This is a genomic window from Affinundibacterium seohonense (assembly GCF_014284305.1).
GTDB lineage: Bacteria > Pseudomonadota > Gammaproteobacteria > Burkholderiales > Burkholderiaceae_D > Undibacterium > Undibacterium seohonense.
In genome coordinates this window covers 104,382-123,430 of record NZ_JACOFW010000012.1, presented here as the reverse complement: position 1 = coordinate 123,430, position 19,049 = coordinate 104,382, and the positions used below count along the sequence as shown (strand labels likewise).

At 46.1% G+C, this 19,049-nt stretch carries 15 protein-coding genes, 1 tRNA gene and 1 pseudogene; all 17 read left to right on the top strand.

The features are described 5' to 3' along the window. The 17 genes and pseudogenes from H8K52_RS12090 (at position 1) to nuoH (ending at position 19,033) form a co-directional block, all read left to right on the top strand. Positions 1-2,154: pseudogene (locus H8K52_RS12090) on the top strand (catalase). Positions 2,155-2,364: 210 nt separating this feature from the next. Continuing rightward, positions 2,365-3,228, top strand: coding sequence for a CDP-diacylglycerol--serine O-phosphatidyltransferase (gene pssA / locus H8K52_RS12085; RefSeq protein WP_186923155.1), 864 nt, complete (start codon positions 2,365-2,367; stop codon positions 3,226-3,228). Positions 3,229-3,595: 367 nt separating this feature from the next. Next, positions 3,596-5,134, top strand: a complete 1,539-nt coding sequence (locus H8K52_RS12080) for a 2-isopropylmalate synthase (RefSeq protein WP_186923154.1) — start codon at positions 3,596-3,598, stop codon at positions 5,132-5,134. 205 nt (positions 5,135-5,339) lie between these two features. Next, positions 5,340-5,609 carry a 30S ribosomal protein S15 gene (rpsO, locus tag H8K52_RS12075; RefSeq protein ID WP_186889867.1) on the top strand — a complete coding sequence of 90 codons (270 nt, stop codon included), beginning with the start codon at positions 5,340-5,342 and terminating at the stop codon, positions 5,607-5,609. Positions 5,610-5,971: 362 nt separating this feature from the next. Next, positions 5,972-8,107: a polyribonucleotide nucleotidyltransferase gene (gene pnp, locus H8K52_RS12070; RefSeq protein ID WP_186923153.1), complete on the top strand. Its 2,136-nt coding sequence runs from the start codon at positions 5,972-5,974 to the stop codon at positions 8,105-8,107. Positions 8,108-8,247: 140 nt separating this feature from the next. Then, a complete protein-coding gene (locus tag H8K52_RS12065) occupies positions 8,248-9,225 on the top strand; it encodes an NAD(P)H-quinone oxidoreductase (protein WP_186923172.1) in 978 nt (325 codons plus the stop codon). Between the two features lie 178 nt (positions 9,226-9,403). Next, entirely contained in the window at positions 9,404-10,159 is a 756-nt protein-coding gene (gene tpiA / locus H8K52_RS12060) for a triose-phosphate isomerase (protein WP_186923152.1), read from the top strand. Between the two features lie 78 nt (positions 10,160-10,237). Continuing rightward, positions 10,238-10,615, top strand: coding sequence for a preprotein translocase subunit SecG (secG, locus tag H8K52_RS12055; RefSeq protein ID WP_186923151.1), 378 nt, complete (start codon positions 10,238-10,240; stop codon positions 10,613-10,615). Positions 10,616-10,710: 95 nt separating this feature from the next. Then, a tRNA-Leu gene (locus tag H8K52_RS12050) sits at positions 10,711-10,795 on the top strand. 126 nt (positions 10,796-10,921) lie between these two features. After that, positions 10,922-11,281, top strand: a complete 360-nt coding sequence (locus tag H8K52_RS12045; protein ID WP_186923150.1) for an NADH-quinone oxidoreductase subunit A — start codon at positions 10,922-10,924, stop codon at positions 11,279-11,281. A 17-nt stretch (positions 11,282-11,298) separates the two neighbouring features. After that, positions 11,299-11,775 (top strand): NuoB/complex I 20 kDa subunit family protein, encoded by a 477-nt coding sequence (locus H8K52_RS12040; RefSeq protein WP_186923149.1) that lies wholly within the window; start codon positions 11,299-11,301, stop codon positions 11,773-11,775. Between the two features lie 35 nt (positions 11,776-11,810). Next, positions 11,811-12,410: an NADH-quinone oxidoreductase subunit C gene (locus tag H8K52_RS12035; RefSeq protein ID WP_186923148.1), complete on the top strand. Its 600-nt coding sequence runs from the start codon at positions 11,811-11,813 to the stop codon at positions 12,408-12,410. A gap of 9 nt (positions 12,411-12,419) precedes the next feature. Further along, positions 12,420-13,673, top strand: coding sequence for an NADH-quinone oxidoreductase subunit D (locus H8K52_RS12030; protein WP_186889859.1), 1,254 nt, complete (start codon positions 12,420-12,422; stop codon positions 13,671-13,673). Between the two features lie 72 nt (positions 13,674-13,745). Beyond that, entirely contained in the window at positions 13,746-14,243 is a 498-nt protein-coding gene (gene nuoE, locus H8K52_RS12025; protein WP_186923147.1) for an NADH-quinone oxidoreductase subunit NuoE, read from the top strand. Further along, a complete protein-coding gene (nuoF, locus tag H8K52_RS12020; RefSeq protein WP_186923146.1) occupies positions 14,243-15,538 on the top strand; it encodes an NADH-quinone oxidoreductase subunit NuoF in 1,296 nt (431 codons plus the stop codon). The genes nuoE and nuoF overlap by 1 nt, the downstream gene beginning before the upstream one ends. A 79-nt stretch (positions 15,539-15,617) precedes the next feature. After that, a complete protein-coding gene (gene nuoG / locus H8K52_RS12015) occupies positions 15,618-17,948 on the top strand; it encodes an NADH-quinone oxidoreductase subunit NuoG (RefSeq protein ID WP_186923145.1) in 2,331 nt (776 codons plus the stop codon). Beyond that, complete coding sequence (gene nuoH, locus H8K52_RS12010) at positions 17,948-19,033, top strand: NADH-quinone oxidoreductase subunit NuoH (protein WP_186923144.1); 1,086 nt, start codon at positions 17,948-17,950, stop codon at positions 19,031-19,033. The genes nuoG and nuoH overlap by 1 nt, the downstream gene beginning before the upstream one ends. Positions 19,034-19,049: the final 16 nt, after the last annotated feature.

Below are 19,049 nucleotides of genomic sequence, written 5' to 3'. Positions count from 1 at the left end.
ATGCCGAAGATTGAAGAATCAAGCGAGTCACAAAGTCATCAAACACCGGAATCACCCACGCAACTTGGTGGGGCGAGTTCTTACGATAGTGACGTTAAAGAGTACAGCGTGGGTGAAGGTGGCGAGTGGCATCATTGTGCTGCACAAGGAGAGCTTGCTTTAACGACGAATCAGGGTCTTGTTATTGCGGATAATCAAAATTCTTTACGGGCGAATATAGCCGGGACAACTTTGCTTGAAGATTTTATTCTGCGTGAAAAAATTACCCACTTTGATCATGAGCGTATTCCCGAACGTATCGTGCATGCCAGAGGAACCGGAGCACACGGCTATTTTGAATTGACGCATTCGCTTGAAGCCTATACCACCGCCAAAATATTGATTGAGGTCGGTGAAGTGACCCCGCTTTTTGCTCGCTTCTCTACGGTGGCGGGCGGTGCAGGTTCGGCAGATACACCACGTGACGCACGTGGCTTTGCAGTGAAGTTTTATACAAAACAAGGCAATTGGGATTTGGTCGGCAATAATATTCCTGTTTTCTTCATTCAAGATGCGATTAAATTTCCTGATTTGGTACACGCCATCAAGATGGAGCCCGATCGCGGATTTCCACAAGCCGCGACGGCACATGATACGTTTTGGGATTTCATCTCTTTGACGCCAGAATCGATGCACATGGTGATGTGGATTATGTCGGATCGTACATTGCCGCGTTCGCTGAGCATGATGGAAGGCTTCGGTATTCACTCCTTCCGTTTGATTAACGGTGCGGGTGAGTCAACTTTCGTCAAATTTCACTGGCGTCCAAAACTAGGCTTGCAGTCGACGTTGTGGGATGAAACGATGAAACTAGCAGGCGCTGATCCTGACTTTCATCGACGTGAATTGTTTGATGCGATCAGCGCCGGACACTTTCCAGAATGGGAATTTGCCGTTCAGCTATTTACGGAAGAGCAGGCTGCTCAATTCCCATTTGATCATCTTGATGCGACGAAATTGATTCCAGAAGAGCTTGTGCCTTTGCAAGTGATAGGGTGAATGATGTTAAATCGTTGGCCAGATAATTTTTTTGCCGAAACCGAACAGGTCGCATTTTGCCCCTCACATCTGGTGCCGGGAATTGATTTTTCCAATGATCCTTTATTGCAAGGGCGTCTATTTTCCTATCTTGATACGCAGTTGTCGCGCTTAGGGTCGCCTAATTTTCATCAATTACCGATCAATGCGCCGCAATGCCCGTATGCCAATCATCAGCGCGATGGTCATATGCAGATGGCGATGCCTATTGGTCGTGTCGCTTATGAGCCTAATTCTTTAGCCAGTGATTCACCAAGTGAGCATCTGACGGATGGATTTATTAGTACGCTAGCACCAGAAAATGGCGTCAAAATGCGCGCTCGTTCGGCCAGTTTCGCTGATCACTATAGCCAGGCACGCCAATTTTATTTGAGCTTGAGTAAATACGAAAAAGCGCATCTGCGTTCGGCCTTGGTATTCGAATTGTCCAAAGTAGAGCATCCGCATATCCATAAAGCGATGATTGCGCATCTGAGAAATATTGAAGAGGATCTGGCACTGAAAGTAGCGACTGGTTTGGGCATTTTTGATTTGCCAGTGGCGGTTTGTCCTGCGCAATTGGTGCAAGAATTTCCTACTTCACCAGCGCTGCAGTTGATAGGGAAAGCCGCAAACAGTTTGGATGGGCGCTCGGTCGGTTTATTGATTGCCGATGGTTCCGATAAAACTATCATTGATGCGATCGAGAAAGCGCTTTTAGCTGCCCGTGCAAAGTTGAAATTGATTGCGCTGAGTATCAATCAAATACGTCTCTCCGAAGGTTCGTTCGTGAAGGCGGATGGACAATTGGCTGGAACCCCATCCGTGCTATTCGATGCCATAGCGGTCGTACTGACGCACGATGCGGCAATGATATTACGTAAAGAAAGTGGCGCAATTGATTTTGTACGTGACGCTTATGCGCATTTAAAGGCGATTGGTGTTGATCAAGGTGGCCAAGTATTGCTTCAACATGCGAGCATCGAGAAAGACCTTGGTATTATTGATCTCACTCAGCCTGAAAATCTCGTGCACTTCTTGGATGCAGCGACAACGCGGCAGTGGGAACGTGAACATCTTGTCAGGACGCTTGCTTGATAACCTGACAGGCGTGATTGGCGCTAATGATTTAGGATTTCTTGTGTTGTCAGTGCGTATGCGCCGCAACATCTTGAGGTGTCAAATTGATTTTCGTAGAGGCGTTTCGCGGTTATACTTGGTAAATTCCAAACTGAGCACTTAGTGATGTTTTCCTAAGAAAATATGAAGCTCAGTTTTTTTTGCTCAATTTTTACATTAAGAATCAGCATGACGCCAGTTAAAGATCGTAAGCCTAAGGGCAGTTTTAAGTTATTCCCACGCGGCGCGAGAAAAAATAATGGTGAACTTCTTGGCGCACCACGCAAGCCTTCTCGTGGCATTTATTTATTGCCAAATGCTTTCACTACAGCTGCGTTGTTTTGCGGTTTTTACGCCATCGTCATGGCGATGAATCAAAAATTTGAGCACTCTGGCTTGGCTATATTTGTGGCAATGGTGTTGGATAGCCTCGACGGTCGTGTTGCTCGCATGACGAATACGCAAAGTGAATTTGGCGCGCAATACGATAGTTTGTCGGACATGGTGTCGTTCGGTGTTGCGCCAGCTTTGATCGCTTATGAATGGGCTTTGAAGGGCATGGGTAAATTAGGCTGGTTGGCGGCATTTGTCTATTGCGCTGGCGCGGCTTTACGTTTGGCGCGATTTAACGCGAATATCACTGTGGTGGATAAACGTTACTTTCAAGGCTTGCCAAGTCCTGCTGCCGCTGCTTTAGTAGCGGGCTTCATTTTGCTCATGGATGATCTAGCGATTCCTGGTGTCGACGTACGCTGGTTTGCTTGGAGCGTGGCATTGTTCGCAGGTTTGACTATGGTGACAAATGTGCCATTCTATAGTTTTAAAGATTTGAACTTGAAACGCTCCGTACCTTTCATTGCGCCATTTTTAATTGTCTTAGCTTATGTCGCGGTGGTAAGTGACCCGCCTAAAGTGCTATTTGCATTGTTTGTGATTTACGCATTGTCCGGCTATGTGCTGCTGCTATGGCGTTGGCGGAATGGTCGTCCTGTGAGTTTAGTGCAATTGACGGCAGAGCCACATCACGACGAAGTTGACGACGTTAAGAAATAATTGAGGAAGGGCTCTTGCGCTTTTAAGTAATCCCGCTTATAGTCTTTTGCATGAAATTCCCATCCACGACATCACATGCTCAAAAAGCATGCATAAAAGCAGATCGCTCCGGTCTGCTTTTGTCGTTGGCATTACCAGTTGCCGTTATCCTGGCATCTCTACTAGCTTTGTCTCTAGCGAACACGCTACTAGCGCTCGCGCGCTAAATCCCATTACCCCACAACTTGAGTAGTCTCTCACCCATGTGTGTCTTGCAAGGGGCGGGAAAGATCTATTCAAGTCATCGAGTTTTACTCGACTGTTTCAATTAAATTCACTCACTCTTACTTAATTTTACTTTCTTATTGCGGTATTTTCGGAGGCAAACATGGCAGACAAACTCATCATATTCGACACAACTTTGCGTGACGGCGAACAATCCCCTGGTGCATCAATGACCAAAGATGAAAAAGTGCGCATTGCTCGGCAGCTAGAGCGATTAAAAGTCGACGTGATCGAAGCGGGTTTTGCTGCTGCCTCGCCTGGCGACTTTGAATCGATTAAAGCCATTGCGGCTGCGGTGCGTGAACCGATTATTTGTTCTTTGTCACGCGCCAACGATAGAGATATTTCACGCGCTGCCGAAGCATTGGAAAAAGCCCAGCGCAAACGTATTCATACTTTCATCGCGACTTCACCCCTGCACATGGAAATGAAGTTGCGCATGAGTCCCGATCAAGTGTTGGAACAAGCGATACAGGCGGTTCGTTTTGCACGAAAATTCACTGACGATGTGGAGTTTAGTCCTGAAGATGCAAGTCGATCTGATTTTGATTTTCTCTGCCGTGTGATTGAAGCCGTGATCAAAGAAGGTGCCACGACGATTAACTTTGCAGATACGGTTGGATATGGTGTGCCAGAGTTGTATGGACATACTTTGAAGCGTTTGCGTGAAACGATTCCGAATTCGGATAAAGCGATCTGGTCTGTGCATTGTCATAACGATTTAGGCATGGCCGTTGCGAATTCCTTAGCTGGTGTGATGATCGGTGGTGCGCGCCAAGTTGAATGTACGATTAACGGTCTCGGTGAACGTGCAGGTAATACCGCATTAGAGGAAATTGTAATGGCGGTACGCACGCGCAAAGATCATTTTAATTTGGACATTGGTGTCGATACCACGCAGATCGTCGCGACTTCTAAAATGGTTTCACAAATCACAGGCTTTGCCGTTCAACCAAATAAAGCGATTGTGGGTGCAAATGCTTTTGCCCACGCATCAGGCATTCATCAAGACGGCATTTTAAAAGCGCGCAATACCTATGAAATTATGCGTGCCGAAGATGTGGGCTGGAGCGCAAACAAAATCGTGCTTGGCAAACTCTCGGGCCGAAATGCTTTCAAACAGCGTTTGCAAGAACTTGGCATTGCATTGGAATCCGAAACCGAAATCAACGCAGCCTTTGCCCGTTTCAAGGAGCTCGCTGATAAAAAGTCCGAAATATTTGATGAAGACATCATGTCAGTCGTCGCCGATGAGGAGCATTCGCACGACGCTGATCACTACCGTCTGGTATCGATTAGTCAGCATTCAGAAACTGGCGAACGTTCGTCTGCCGTCGTAGTTTTGACGATAGGCGATAAAGAAAAATCTTGTATTGCGCAAGGTAATGGTGCGGTGGATGCGATTGTTGGTGCAATTGAATCCGAAGTGAAGAGTGAGGCGGAGCTGTTGTTGTTTTCTATTAACGCGATCACTGCCGGAACGCAATCGCAAGGTGAGGTGACCATACGTTTAAGCAAAGCGGGTCGCATCGTTAATGGTGTGGGTGCGGATCCTGATATTGTGGTGGCATCTGCGAAGGCCTACATTTCGGCTTTGAATAAATTGCACTCTAAGGTTGAAAAGTTAAATCCGCAGATTTGATATTTTCTTTATGTTATTGAAATACCTCTCGCAGTAGGCATCGCGTTGTGGGAGGTATTTTAGGTTTCTTCTTGAATCCGCGCTATTTTCCATGCTATAGTCGCGGTCTCATCAAATTCTGATGGGATTTATTAATGTAATTTCACGATATTGACGGTGTTGGTTCAAAAACCTAACTCTTGATATCGCATGTAAAGGAAATAAGATGTCTATCGAAAAAAGTGCAAAAGCCGCTATCGTTGCGGATAATGCCCGTGGTCAAAACGACACAGGTTCTCCAGAAGTGCAAGTTGCTTTGTTGACTGCACGTATCAATGACTTGAATGGTCACTTCAAATCTCACTCTAAAGATCACCACTCACGTCGTGGTTTGATCATGATGGTTAACCGTCGTAAGAGTTTGTTGTCTTACCTGAAAGGTAAAGATTTGAACCGTTATCGTTCATTGATCGAAAAACTCGGCTTGCGTAAGTAATCTACTCATCAGAGTATTTTGCTAAACACAGCAAAGAATTAAAGTAAAAAGCCTGCGTCAGTTTGACTGACGCAGGCTTTTTGCCTTTATGGCGCTGAAATTTCTGCAGAATTTGCTTAAAATTTTGGCGGCATTGGTAGTGATAGTAGTAAAAATGCTGGAAATAGTTAGGACTTACGCAAAATTGCGCTAGCTAGGCGCGTCGCCGAAGACAGTACAATTGTACGGCGAGGTGACAGCAACGACGCTAGCGTCTGTTTTGCGTAAGTCCTAATAGTAAGGGTGATTCGAAACTGAATTACTTGTGGTGAGGTGAACGACAGCCCCTGGAAATCTGTCGGAAAATAGTGAAAGGACACATTGTGTTTAATAAAGTTACGAAAACATTCCAATACGGTCAACATACAGTGACCTTGGAAACAGGTGAAATCGCACGTCAGGCTTCTGGCGCCGTATTGGTATCTATTGAAGATACCGTTGTATTGGCAACTGTAGTTGCAAAAAAAGATGCCAAGCCAGGTCAGGACTTCTTCCCATTGACCGTGGATTACTTGGAAAAGACCTATGCAGCTGGTCGTATTCCAGGTGGCTTCTTCAAGCGTGAAGGTCGTCCATCAGAAAAAGAAACATTGACGTCGCGTTTGATTGATCGCCCGATTCGTCCATTGTTCCCAGAAGGTTATTTGAATGAAGTGCAAGTGATTGTGCACGTGTTGTCTGTGAACCCAGAAATCGATCCTGATATCGCAGCGATGATCGGTGCTTCTGCGGCGATCTGTGTTTCCGGTATTCCATTTAGCGGTCCAGTTGGTGCGGCACGCGTTGGTTACATCGATGGTCAATACGTTTTGAATCCGACCGCAACGCAATTGAAAACATCGGCGATGGACTTAGTTGTTGCTGGTACAGAAACTGCTGTGTTGATGGTGGAATCTGAAGCGCAGCAATTGTCTGAAGAAGTCATGCTGGGCGCGGTTGTGTATGGACATACGCAAATGAAAGCAGTCATTGATGCGATTCATGATTTGGTGCGTGATGGTGGTCAGCCAGAAGTGCAATGGGCACCAGCGCCTAAGAATGAACCTTTGATTGCTGCAGTGACAGCAGTAGCTGAGCCATTATTGCGCGCTGCGTATCAAACTAAAGAAAAACAAGCACGTACAGACCAGTTAAAAGCAGCAAGTGCAGCGGTGAGTGCAGCTTTGGCTGAGCAAGCTGCAGCGGCTGGTACTGCAACGCCGGATTCTGGCGATGTCGGTAACATCATGTTTGATTTGGAATCAAAAATCGTTCGTTCGCAAATCCTGGATGGTGAGCCACGTATCGATGGTCGTGATACGCGCACTGTGCGCCCAATCACGATTCGTACAGGCGTTTTACCACGTACGCACGGTACAGCCTTGTTCACCCGTGGTGAAACACAGGCATTGGTGATCGCGACTTTGGGTACATCTCGTGATGAGCAAAAGATTGATGCTTTGATGGGTGAATACTCTGACCGCTTCATGTTGCATTACAACATGCCTCCGTTTGCGACAGGTGAAACTGGTCGCGTTGGTACGCCTAAACGTCGTGAAATTGGCCATGGTCGTTTGGCGAAACGCGCATTGCAAGCAGCATTGCCTTCACCAGAAGATTTCAGCTATTCCGTGCGTTTGGTTTCTGAAATTACAGAATCCAATGGTTCTTCTTCCATGGCATCAGTTTGCGGTGGTTGCTTGGCATTGATGGATGCGGGTGTGCCGATGAAAGCACACGTTGCTGGTATCGCGATGGGCTTGATCAAAGACGGCAATAAATTTGCTGTGTTGACTGACATCTTGGGCGATGAAGATCACCTCGGTGATATGGACTTTAAAGTCGCTGGTACTGCGGAAGGTATTACTGCATTACAGATGGACATCAAGATTCAAGGTATCACGAAAGAAATCATGCAAGTCGCTTTGGCGCAAGCTAAAGAAGGCCGTGATCATATCTTGGGTGAAATGCAAAAAGCAGTTCCAGTCGGTAAGGTGGAATTGTCTGATTTTGCACCACGCTTGATTACTATCAAGATCAACCCAGAAAAAATCCGTGATGTGATCGGTAAAGGCGGAGCGGTTATTCGTGCTTTGACTGAAGAAACTGGTACGCAAATCGATATCAGCGATGAAGGTGTTGTAACCATCGCTTCTGTTGATGCAGCGGCCGGTCAAGAAGCTAAGCGTCGTATCGAAGAATTGACGGCGGAAGTCGAAGTTGGCAAGATCTACGAAGGCACTGTACTGAAGTTGTTGGACTTCGGTGCGATTGTACAAATCATGCCAGGTAAAGATGGCTTGTTGCACATCAGTCAAATCGCTAATGAGCGCGTGAATGCAGTTGCCGACTACCTCAAAGAAGGTCAGCAAGTGCGTGTGAAAGTCTTGGAGACAGATGATCGCGGCCGGTTTAAATTGTCCATGAAGGCTGCTGCGGAAGCTGCTGCACCTGCAGTGGATGCTGCTCCGGAAGCTTAAAAACTTTCCTTTATTATTTGGTGATCTTTGATTGCTGAAGATAAATTAGCATAGAGTCAAAAACCGTTCGTGGGAAACTGCGAACGGTTTTTTTGTGAGTGATTGATGTCTGCTAGGTTTGATTTTGGTGAAAGAAAATGATGCGAGCAATTGAAATTACGCAGTATGGCAAGCCAGAGGTTTTGCGTTTGTGCGAGCGGCCAATTCCTGTTCCTACTGCTGGTGAAATTTTAATAAGGGTGCGGGCTGCTGGTATAAATCGGCCAGATATTTTGCAAAGGATGGGACATTACCCAGTGCCTGCTGGAGCTTCTGATTTGCCTGGGTTGGAGGTGGCGGGTGAGATTGTTAGTGGCGATGTTTCGGGAAGTGACTTTGCTGTCGGTGATTTTGTGTGTGCTTTGGTGCAAGGTGGCGGTTATGCTGAGTATTGTGTTGCACCTGTGGTGCAATGTTTGCCAATCCCTAAAGGCCTGAGCTTGATTGAGGCGGCGTCTTTGCCTGAAACTTTTTTTACGGTCTGGTCGAATGTGTTTGATCGCGGGGCTTTGTTAGTTGGTGAAACTCTGCTGGTGCATGGTGGGACATCGGGAATTGGTGTGGCCGCGATACAGATTGCAACAGCACTGGGTTCTAAGGTTTTGACTACCGTTGGTTCTGATGAGAAATGCTGTGCTGCAATTAAATTGGGTGCTGTGCGTGCAATCAATTATCGCACCGAGGATTTTCTGGAGGTCGTGAGGTCGGAAACTGCTGGTAAGGGTGTCAATGTGATCCTTGATATGGTTGCTGGAAAATATCTTTCTAAGAATATCGATAGCTTGGCTGATGATGGTCGCTTGATATTAATTGCTCTTTTGGGTGGTGCTAAAGCTGAAATTGATTTATCGCAGTTGTTGCGGCGTCGTTTGCATTTGACTGGGTCAACATTGCGGCCACGCACTGTTGAGTTTAAAGCTACGATTGCACGTGCGTTGCGCGAAAAAGTTTGGCCTCTGTTGGAAAGTGGAGCGGTGAAACCCGTAGTTCATCAAGTTTTTCCTTTGTCTCAAGCCAGTGAGGCACACGAGCTGATGGAGGCTAGTCAGCACATCGGTAAGTTGGTGCTTGAGTTGTAGTTTGAGTGGCATTGTTGTTCACCTGTTCCAGTAAATTTGTGGATGAGATGTTGGTTTGTGTGTTATTTCTTGGTAATGCGCTCAAAAAAATAGGAATTTATTTAAACTTCTAATGGGGAAAATTGACCCTCTGAGCTCTGGCGCGATACAATACACAGTTAATTAAATTTTGAATCTTATGGCACAGCAACGACGTACATTAATAGCCGGTAACTGGAAGATGAACGGCAGTCTTACAGCGAACTCTAACTTGTTGGGAGATTTGCTGGCGGCAAAGATTGAATCTGCATGTGAAGTTTTGGTTTGCGTGCCAGCTGTGTATATTGCGCAGTGTGATGCAATGTTGTCAAAGTCAGGCGTGGCATTGGGGACGCAAGATGTGTCCGCTCATCAGTCTGGCGCCTATACAGGGGAGATTTCTCCTGCGATGTTGGCAGATTTTTCCTGTAAGTATGTCATTGTGGGGCATTCGGAGCGCAGAGCTTATCATCATGAATCGAATGAGTTGGTAGCGCAAAAGGCCTTGCAGGCTCTCCGTTCAAGTATTTTTCCGATTGTTTGTGTTGGTGAAACGTTGGAGCAGCGCGAGGCTGGTAAAACAAATGAAGTTGTGGTTGCTCAGTTGCGGGCTGTGATGGATGTGCTTGACGATGGTGCGTTGGCGCGTATTGTTGTTGCTTACGAGCCGGTATGGGCTATAGGTACTGGTAAGACGGCAACTCCTGAAATGGCGCAAGATGTGCATGCTGTCTTGCGTAAAACTTTGGCTGAACGTAGTGAATTTGCAGCTGAAAAAATCCGCATTTTGTATGGTGGAAGTATGAAGCCTGATAATGCAAGGGAATTGTTGGTGATGCCGGATATTGATGGTGGTTTGATTGGTGGGGCATCGCTGAAAGCTGCGGACTTTTTGGCAATTATTGCGGCTTCTTAGTGCGTCGGGGATTTTGAGGGCCTTGGTTGGTTTCTCTATTATGGGTTGTAAAAGATTAAACTTGAATGGATGTTTTAAATGAATGCTTCTTTATCTACGTTGGTGATGGTTGTGCAGGTGATTTCTGCTTTGGTGATTGTTGGATTGGTTTTGTTGCAGCATGGTAAGGGGGCTGATATGGGTGCCTCATTTGGATCTGGTGCGTCTGGTAGTTTGTTTGGTGCGACTGGTTCCTCAAACTTTTTGTCAAAGTCAACAGCGGTAGCTGTTGCGGTTTTCTTTATTGCGACATTGATCTTAACTTCTTTTGGTGCAAACAAGGCGCCATCCGTTGGTGTGATGGATAATTTGCCTGCGGCAAAAACTGTTTCTGCTAGTGCTTCTGCGGCTGCAGTGGCTGTGCCAGGCGCGGCATCAGCCTCAGCTGCGAGCAAGGCTGCAGAAATTCCGAAATAAATTAATGTAGATTAGTTTGTCCAGTAAAAAAATCTTGAATTGGTGCAATTGTGCGTTGAACAATTGAGCTGGATCTAGTAGAATGCTGGGCTTATGCCGACGTGGTGAAATTGGTAGACACGCTATCTTGAGGGGGTAGTGGCGAAAGCTGTACGAGTTCGAGTCTCGTCGTCGGCACCATAGAATAAATCAAGTATCTCTGCTTGATTTGATCGAGGAAGTGGTTGCGAATTTGGTTTGAATTGAGCAATCACTCAATCATGCAATTAACATCTCAATGTTGCGTTTTTATACGGATAAGCTAACGTGAACCTCGAAAATTATTTCCCAGTTCTTCTCTTTATTTTGGTCGGTATTGCGGTTGGTATTGTGCCGCAAGTTCTTGGTCGCATTCTTGCGCCGCATCGTCCGGATAGTCAAAAAACTTCTGCTTATGAGTGTGGTTTCGAAGCTTTTGAAGATGCGCGCATGAAGTTTGATGTGCGCTACTACCTTATTGCAATTCTATTTATTTTGTTCGACCTTGAAACTGCTTTCTTCTTTCCGTGGGCTGTATCCATGAAGGAGTTGGGGTGGACTGGTTTCTTGGTGATGCTTGGTTTCATCTTGGAATTTGCGGTCGGTTTTTGGTATATCTGGAAAAAGGGCGCTCTCGATTGGGAGTGATCTTATAGGAAAAGCTTATGTCAATTGAAGGCGTATTAAGCGAAGGCTTTGTTACCACTAGTTTGGACAAGCTGATTAATTGGACGCAGACAGGTTCGATGTGGCCAATGACGTTTGGTTTGGCTTGCTGTGCTGTTGAGATGATGCATGCGGGTTGTTCTCGTTATGATCTGGATCGCTTTGGTGTTGTGTTTCGTCCGTCACCGCGCCAGTCCGATGTGATGATTGTGGCTGGTACCCTGTGCAATAAAATGGCGCCAGCTCTGCGTAAAGTTTATGATCAGATGGCAGAGCCTCGTTGGGTGGTTTCGATGGGGTCTTGTGCCAATGGCGGTGGCTACTATCATTATTCATATTCGGTTGTTCGTGGTTGTGATCGCATTGTTCCTGTCGATATTTATGTGCCAGGCTGCCCTCCGACTGCTGAAGCCTTAATTTACGGCATTATTCAGTTGCAGAATAAGATTAAGCGTACCAATACTATCGCTCGCTGATTGATTCGATAGAGAAAATTACAAACTAAAGCAAAATGACTACCAAACTAGAAAATCTCGAGTCTGCGGTAAAAGCTGTCATCGGCGAGCGGCTTGTGCAGTCGCATGTGGCTCTCGGTGAGTTGACCATAGTTGTGTCTGCAAAAGACTACTTGCAAGTCATGTTCGATTTGCGTGATAGTGCTGCAACTTGCTTCGAACAATTGATTGATCTTTGTGGTGTTGATTATTCGACCTACGGGGATGGTGTTTGGGATGGTAAGCGTTTTGCTGTTGTGTCGCATCTGACTTCGGTCAAGCATAATTGGCGCCTGCGTGTTCGTGTGTTTGCCGAAGATGACGAGTTTCCAATTGTGGCTTCGTTGGTTGATGTGTGGAGTACGGCAAACTGGTACGAACGTGAAGCATTTGACTTCTTTGGTATTTTGTTTGATGGTCACAACGATCTGCGTCGCATCTTGACTGATTACGGGTTTATCGGTCACCCTTTCCGTAAAGATTTTCCAGTTTCTGGTTATGTTGAGATGCGCTACGACGCTGATCAAAAGCGTGTGATCTACCAGCCGGTGACGATAGAGCCGCGTGAAAATACGCCGCGCATTATTCGCGAAGAAAATTACGGGATAAAGGGTTAAGGACGCGATATGGCAGAGATTAAAAATTACACCTTAAACTTTGGTCCTCAGCATCCAGCTGCGCATGGTGTTTTGCGTTTGGTGCTCGAATTAGATGGTGAAGTCATTCAGCGTGCTGATCCTCATATCGGCTTGTTGCATCGTGCAACTGAAAAATTAGCTGAGCAAAAGACATTCCTGCAATCCGTTCCTTATATGGATCGCTTGGACTACGTGTCCATGATGTCCAACGAGCACGCCTACGTCATGGCGATTGAAAAGATGCTTGGTTTGGAAGTGCCTTTGCGTGCGCAGTATATTCGCGTGATGTTTGATGAAATTACGCGTATTTTGAATCACTTGCTGTGGATAGGTGCTCATGGTCTTGACGTTGGCGCAATGGCGGTAATGTTGTATGCCTTCCGTGAACGTGAAGATTTGATGGATTGCTACGAGGCTGTTTCTGGTGCGCGTATGCATGCTGCCTATTATCGTCCAGGCGGTGTTTATCGCGATTTGCCGGATGAAATGCCAAAGCATAAAGCATCAATTCTGAAAAATGAAAAAGCCATTCGTTTATTAAATGAAAATCGTCAGGGATCTTTGCTCGATTTTATCGAAGACTTTACCAATCGTTTCCCGAAATACGTCGATGAATATGAAACTTTGCTGACAGATAATCGTATCTGGAAGCAGCGTTTGGTCGGTATCGGTGTGGTTTCTCCTGAACGTGCTTTGGCGATGGGCTTTACTGGTCCAATGTTGCGTGGTTCTGGTATCGAATGGGATTTGCGTAAGAAGCAGCCATACGAAGTTTATGATTTGCTCGATTTCGACATTCCAGTTGGTGTGAATGGCGACAGTTATGATCGTTATTTGGTTCGCGTTGAAGAGATGCGTCAATCCAATCGTATCATCAAACAGTGTGTGGAATGGTTGCGTAATAATGCCGGTCCTGTGATGTCGACTAATCATAAAGTCGCACCGCCAAGCCGTGTGAATATGAAGTCGAATATGGAAGAGTTGATCCATCACTTCAAATTGTTTACTGAAGGTTTTCACGTTCCTGCTGGTGAAGCTTATGCGGCAGTTGAGCATCCAAAAGGTGAGTTTGGCATTTATCTGATGTCTGATGGTGCGAACAAGCCTTACCGTATGAAAATTCGTGCACCTGGCTTCCCTCATTTGCAAGGTTTGGATGAAATGGCTAAAGGTCACATGATTGCTGATGCGGTCACAATCATTGGTACGCAAGATATCGTATTCGGCGAAATCGACCGTTAACTGGTTGTTGGTAGAAATAAATATTGATAGATGATTGGCTCTTTTTGAGAGTCAATATTTGAGGCAAAAGCGATGGTCTTATCAGAGCAAGCATTAAAGAAAATTGATCGCGAATTGGCGAAGTTCCCAGCGGATCAACGACAGTCTGCCGTGATGGCGGCCTTGGCGATTGCCCAGGATGAAACCAGTTGGTTATCTCCTGAAGTGTTGCAATTTGTTGCCGATTACATCGGTATGCCTGCCGTTGCAGTGCAAGAAGTTGCAACTTTCTACAATATGTACAATACCAAGCCAGTCGGTAAGCATAAAATTACCGTTTGCACCAATTTGCCATGTGCGTTGTCTGGTGGTGAACGTGCTGCTCATCATCTAAAGCAAAAGCTCGGTCTCGACTACAAAGAAACAAGTGCTGACGGCAAATTTACCTTGATGGAAGGTGAGTGCATGGGAGCTTGCGGCGATGCACCGGTGCTGTTGGTTAACAATAAACGTATGTGCAGCTTTATGTCGAATGACAAAATTGATGCCTTGGTCAGTGAATTGAGTCAAACAGCAGAGGTGGGTAAATAATGACGAGTCTACATAATCGCCATATCAAGCCACTGATTCTTGCTGGCTTAGACGGAAAAAACTGGCATCTGCAAGACTATGTTGCGCGCGGTGGCTACCAATCTTTAAAGCGTATTTTGGATGAAAAAATCCCACCAGAGCAAGTGATTGCGGAGCTGAAGGCTTCCTCGCTGCGCGGTCGTGGCGGTGCGGGTTTTCCAACTGGCTTGAAGTGGAGCTTCATGCCACGTCAATTTCCAGGTCAAAAATATCTCGTCTGTAATACTGATGAAGGCGAGCCAGGTACATTTAAAGATCGCGACATCATCCGCTACAATCCACATGCTTTGATCGAAGGTATGGCGATTGGTGCGTACGCAATGGGTATCACGGTTGGTTATAACTATATTCACGGCGAAATTTTTGCTGACTATGATCGTTTCGAAGAAGCCTTAGAAGAAGCGCGCGCTGCCAACATGTTGGGTGATCGCATTCATGGTTCTGACTTCTCATTCCAATTGTATGCTTTCCACGGTTATGGTGCATACATCTGCGGTGAGGAAACAGCGTTATTGGAATCCTTAGAAGGTAAAAAAGGCCAGCCTCGTTTTAAACCACCATTCCCAGCAAGTTTTGGTTTGTACGGTAAACCAACGACCATCAATAACACTGAAACCTTTGCTGCTGTGCCATTCGTGTTGGCGATGGGCGGTGAAGCTTATGCTGCACTTGGCAAACCAAATAATGGCGGCACCAAGATTTTCTCTATGTCAGGTGACGTGGCGAAGCCAGGTAATTACGAAGTTCCTATGGGGACACCATTTGCGACTTTGTTGGAGTTGGCTGGTGGTATGCGCGATGGCAAGAAGATCAAAGCAGTTATTCCAGGTGGTTCCTCCATGCCAGTTTTGACTGGTGATGTGATGATGGCCACCGACATGGATTATGACTCCATTGCGAAGGCTGGTTCTATGCTTGGTTCTGGCGCGGTCATCGTGATGGACGAAACGCGCTGCATGGTCAAATCTTTGCTGCGTTTGTCTTATTTCTACTTCGAAGAGTCTTGCGGTCAATGTACACCATGTCGTGAAGGCACAGGCTGGCTGTATCGTATGGTTCACCGTATTGAGAACGGCCAAGGTCGTCCAGATGATTTGGACATGTTGAATGCAGTTGCAGATGGAATCCAAGGTCGCACAATTTGCGCTTTAGGTGATGCTGCTGCAATGCCAGTTCGCGCATTTATTAAGAATTTCCGTGCAGAGTTTGAATACCATATCGAGCATAAACATTGCTTGGTTCCGACTTATTTATAAACAAGGCTGTAGTTTGTTCTTGAATTGAGAATTCATTCAAGTCTGAATATTTATTCGCTTAGCGTACCCAGAGCACACCATGGTTGAAATTGAAATAGACGGCAAGAAAGTAGAAGTCCCTGCGGGCAGTATGGTGATGGACGCTGCCAATAAACTTGGCACCTACATTCCTCATTTCTGCTATCACAAAAAATTGTCGATTGCTGCAAATTGCCGCATGTGTTTGGTTGAGGTTGAAAAAGCACCTAAACCTTTACCTGCTTGTGCAACGCCAGTGACGCAAGGGATGATCGTTCGTTCCAATAGCGATAAGGCGGTCAAGGCACAAAAAGATGTGATGGAATTTTTGTTGATTAACCATCCACTGGATTGCCCAATTTGTGACCAAGGTGGTGAATGTCAATTGCAGGATCTGGCGGTTGGTTACGGTAAAACAAGCTCACGCTACGAAGAAGAAAAACGCGTTGTCTTCCATAAGAATGTCGGTCCTTTGATCTCGATGGAGGAGATGAGCCGCTGCATACACTGCACACGTTGCGTACGCTTTGGTCAAGAAGTCGCTGGCGTGATGGAACTGGGTATGCTCGGTCGTGGTGAGCACTCAGAAATTACTTCTTTCGTTGGCAAGACAGTTGATTCTGAATTGTCAGGCAATATGATCGACTTGTGTCCAGTCGGTGCATTGACTTCTAAACCTTTCCGTTACTCAGCACGTACTTGGGAATTGTCTCGTCGTAAATCCGTCAGTGCGCATGATGGCTTGGGTGCTAATCTCATTGTTCAGGTCAAAAATAATAAAGTCATGCGCGTCGTTCCGTTGGAGAATGATGCCGTGAACGAATGCTGGATTTCCGATAAAGATCGTTTCGCTTACGAGGGTTTGAATAGCGAGGATCGTTTGACTAAGCCGATGTTGAAGCAGGGCGGTCAATGGCAAGAAACCGATTGGCAAACTGCTCTGGAGTATGTGGCACATGGTTTGAAAAATGTGAAATATGAACATGGTGCGAATTCTATTGCTGGCTTGGCTTCTGCACATTCCACACTAGAAGAATTAAGCTTGTTGTCTCGTGTCGTGCGTGGCTTGGGTTCAGATAATATCGAAACACGTTTGCGTCAATCAGACTTTGCTTTAACTGGCAAAATCAAACCATGGTTGGGCATGTCAATTGCCGCATTTGCGCAATTAAAGCAAGTCTTTGTGATTGGTTCTTTCCTGCGTAAAGACCATCCACTGTTAGCGGCTCGTCTGCGCCAAGCGGTCAAGTCTGGCACGAAATTAAGTGTCTTGCATGCGACAGATGATGAGCTTTTGATGAAGGTCGCAAACAAAGCGGTTCTTGCGCCATCCGCATGGTTGTCTTTCTTGGCTGAAGTCGCAACAGCGGTTGCCAGTACAAAACAAATTGCTAAACCAACTGGTTTAGCCGATGCCGCTGTATCAGATGCGGCGCAAGCGATTGCAACAAGTTTGTTGTCAGGTACTGATGCACAATCAGCTGGCGTATTCTTGGGTAACACAGCGGCGCAACATCCGGATGCTTCTAAGATCCACGCACTAGCACAATGGATTGCACAAAATACCGGTGCTGGTTTCGGTTACTTAACTGAAGCGGCAAATACCGTTGGTGCTTATCTTGCTGATGCGGTTCCATCAAATGCTGATACAGCGACTAATGTTTTAAGTAATGCACGTAAAGCAGTGGTGTTGTTGAACGCCGAACCGACATTTGATTTTGCGAATGCTAACCAAGCGCAAGCGGTATTAGCGCAAGCTGATATGGTTGTTGTCATGTCCGCGTTCAAACACGGCATGGAATACGCGGATGTATTGTTGCCAGTTTCTCCATTTACCGAGACAGCGGGTACCTTCGTCAATTGCGAAGGTCGCGCACAAAGTTTCCACGGCGTGGTGAAGCCATTAGGCGATACGCGTCCAGCATGGAAAGTATTGCGTGTACTGGGTAATTTGTTAGGTTTGGATAACTTTGAATTCGAAACAGCAGAAGCGATTCGCGATGCCGTTTTGGGGCAAGGTCAAATAGATTTGTCGACTAAGCTAAATAATATTGCAGATATAGCGATTACTTCTTCTGTGCAGCATTCTGGTTTGGAGCGTGTCTCTGATGTGCCTATTTACAGCACAGACGCGATTGTTCGTCGTTCTGAATCCCTGCAACGTACTGCGGATGCAAAAGCAGCTGCCATTAGTTTGAGTGCTGCAGAGTTTGCGCGTCTTGGAATTGCCGATGGTGACTTCGTGAAATTGACGCAAGCGGGCGCATCCGTATTGGGTTCGGCTAAACTTGATAAAACTTTGCCTGCGACAGTAGTCCGCGTGGCTGCCGGTGTATTGGCAACGCATCAACTGGGTGCGATGTTCGGCCCAATTAATGTGGAGCGTGCATAATGAATTTCTTAGATACGGTTCAATCCTATGGCGTGCAATACCTTGGTGGTTTGTGGCCTTTAGTCTGGACTTTGGTCAAGATCGTTTGTATCACCTTGCCAGTCATGGGTTGCGTCGCCTATTTGACTTTGTGGGAACGCAAAATGATCGGTTGGATGCACGTGCGTCTTGGGCCAAATCGTGTCGGTCCTGCTGGTTTGCTACAACCGATTGCTGATGCTTTAAAGTTGCTCTTGAAAGAAATCATCATTCCGGCGAAAGCGAACAAAGTTTTATTCGTTATTGCACCGATTATGACAATCATGCCAGCCTTGGCAGCGTGGTCTGTTATACCTTTTGGTCCAGATGTCGTGCTAGCTAACGTTAATGCTGGTTTACTTTTGATTATGGCCATCACTTCAATGGAAGTGTACGGCATCATCATCGCTGGTTGGGCATCAAATTCTAAGTACGCGTTCCTAGGTGCGATGCGTGCCTCAGCGCAGATGGTGTCTTACGAAATCGCGATGGGTTTTGTATTGGTTATTGTGTTGATGGTTTCAGGTAGCTTGAATTTGATTGATGTTGTGAATGGTCAGTCAAAAGGCTACTTTGCAGAACATGGCTGGAATTTCCTGTCATGGAACTGGTTACCGTTGCTTCCTATGTTTGTGATCTACATTATTTCAGGTATTGCTGAGACCAATCGTCATCCATTTGACGTTGTGGAAGGTGAGTCTGAAATTGTTGCAGGTCATATGGTTGAATACTCTGGTATGTCATTTGCGATGTTCTTCCTCGCGGAATACGCCAACATGATTTTGATCTCTGCATTGGCATCGTTGATGTTCCTCGGCGGTTGGAACTCTCCAATTGGCCATGAAGTTCCGGTATTAGGTTTATTGGCATATCTGCCAGGCTGGATTTGGTTGGGTGTGAAGACTTTCTTCGTGGTGTCTTTGTTTATCTGGGCACGTGCTTCTTTCCCACGTTATCGTTACGATCAAATTATGCGTTTAGGTTGGAAGGTGTTTATTCCTCTCACCTTGGTCTACTTGGTTATCGTCGCTGCATGGATGCAAACCTCCTGGAATATTTGGAAGTAATCGGCTAAAGCAAAAT

What these genes read in the sequence shown, in the direction of transcription:
- tpiA (WP_186923152.1), top strand. Translation starts at nt 9,404, where the DNA reads ATGGCACAGCAACGACGTACATTAATAGCCGGTAACTGGAAGATGAAC.
- H8K52_RS12065 (WP_186923172.1), top strand. Translation starts at nt 8,248, where the DNA reads ATGCGAGCAATTGAAATTACGCAGTATGGCAAGCCAGAGGTTTTGCGT.
- rpsO (WP_186889867.1), top strand. Translation starts at nt 5,340, where the DNA reads ATGTCTATCGAAAAAAGTGCAAAAGCCGCTATCGTTGCGGATAATGCC.
- nuoE (WP_186923147.1), top strand. Translation starts at nt 13,746, where the DNA reads ATGGTCTTATCAGAGCAAGCATTAAAGAAAATTGATCGCGAATTGGCG.
- H8K52_RS12030 (WP_186889859.1), top strand. Translation starts at nt 12,420, where the DNA reads ATGGCAGAGATTAAAAATTACACCTTAAACTTTGGTCCTCAGCATCCA.
- H8K52_RS12040 (WP_186923149.1), top strand. Translation starts at nt 11,299, where the DNA reads ATGTCAATTGAAGGCGTATTAAGCGAAGGCTTTGTTACCACTAGTTTG.
- pssA (WP_186923155.1), top strand. Translation starts at nt 2,365, where the DNA reads ATGACGCCAGTTAAAGATCGTAAGCCTAAGGGCAGTTTTAAGTTATTC.
- H8K52_RS12035 (WP_186923148.1), top strand. Translation starts at nt 11,811, where the DNA reads ATGACTACCAAACTAGAAAATCTCGAGTCTGCGGTAAAAGCTGTCATC.
- H8K52_RS12080 (WP_186923154.1), top strand. Translation starts at nt 3,596, where the DNA reads ATGGCAGACAAACTCATCATATTCGACACAACTTTGCGTGACGGCGAA.
- nuoH (WP_186923144.1), top strand. Translation starts at nt 17,948, where the DNA reads ATGAATTTCTTAGATACGGTTCAATCCTATGGCGTGCAATACCTTGGT.
- nuoF (WP_186923146.1), top strand. Translation starts at nt 14,243, where the DNA reads ATGACGAGTCTACATAATCGCCATATCAAGCCACTGATTCTTGCTGGC.
- secG (WP_186923151.1), top strand. Translation starts at nt 10,238, where the DNA reads ATGAATGCTTCTTTATCTACGTTGGTGATGGTTGTGCAGGTGATTTCT.
- nuoG (WP_186923145.1), top strand. Translation starts at nt 15,618, where the DNA reads ATGGTTGAAATTGAAATAGACGGCAAGAAAGTAGAAGTCCCTGCGGGC.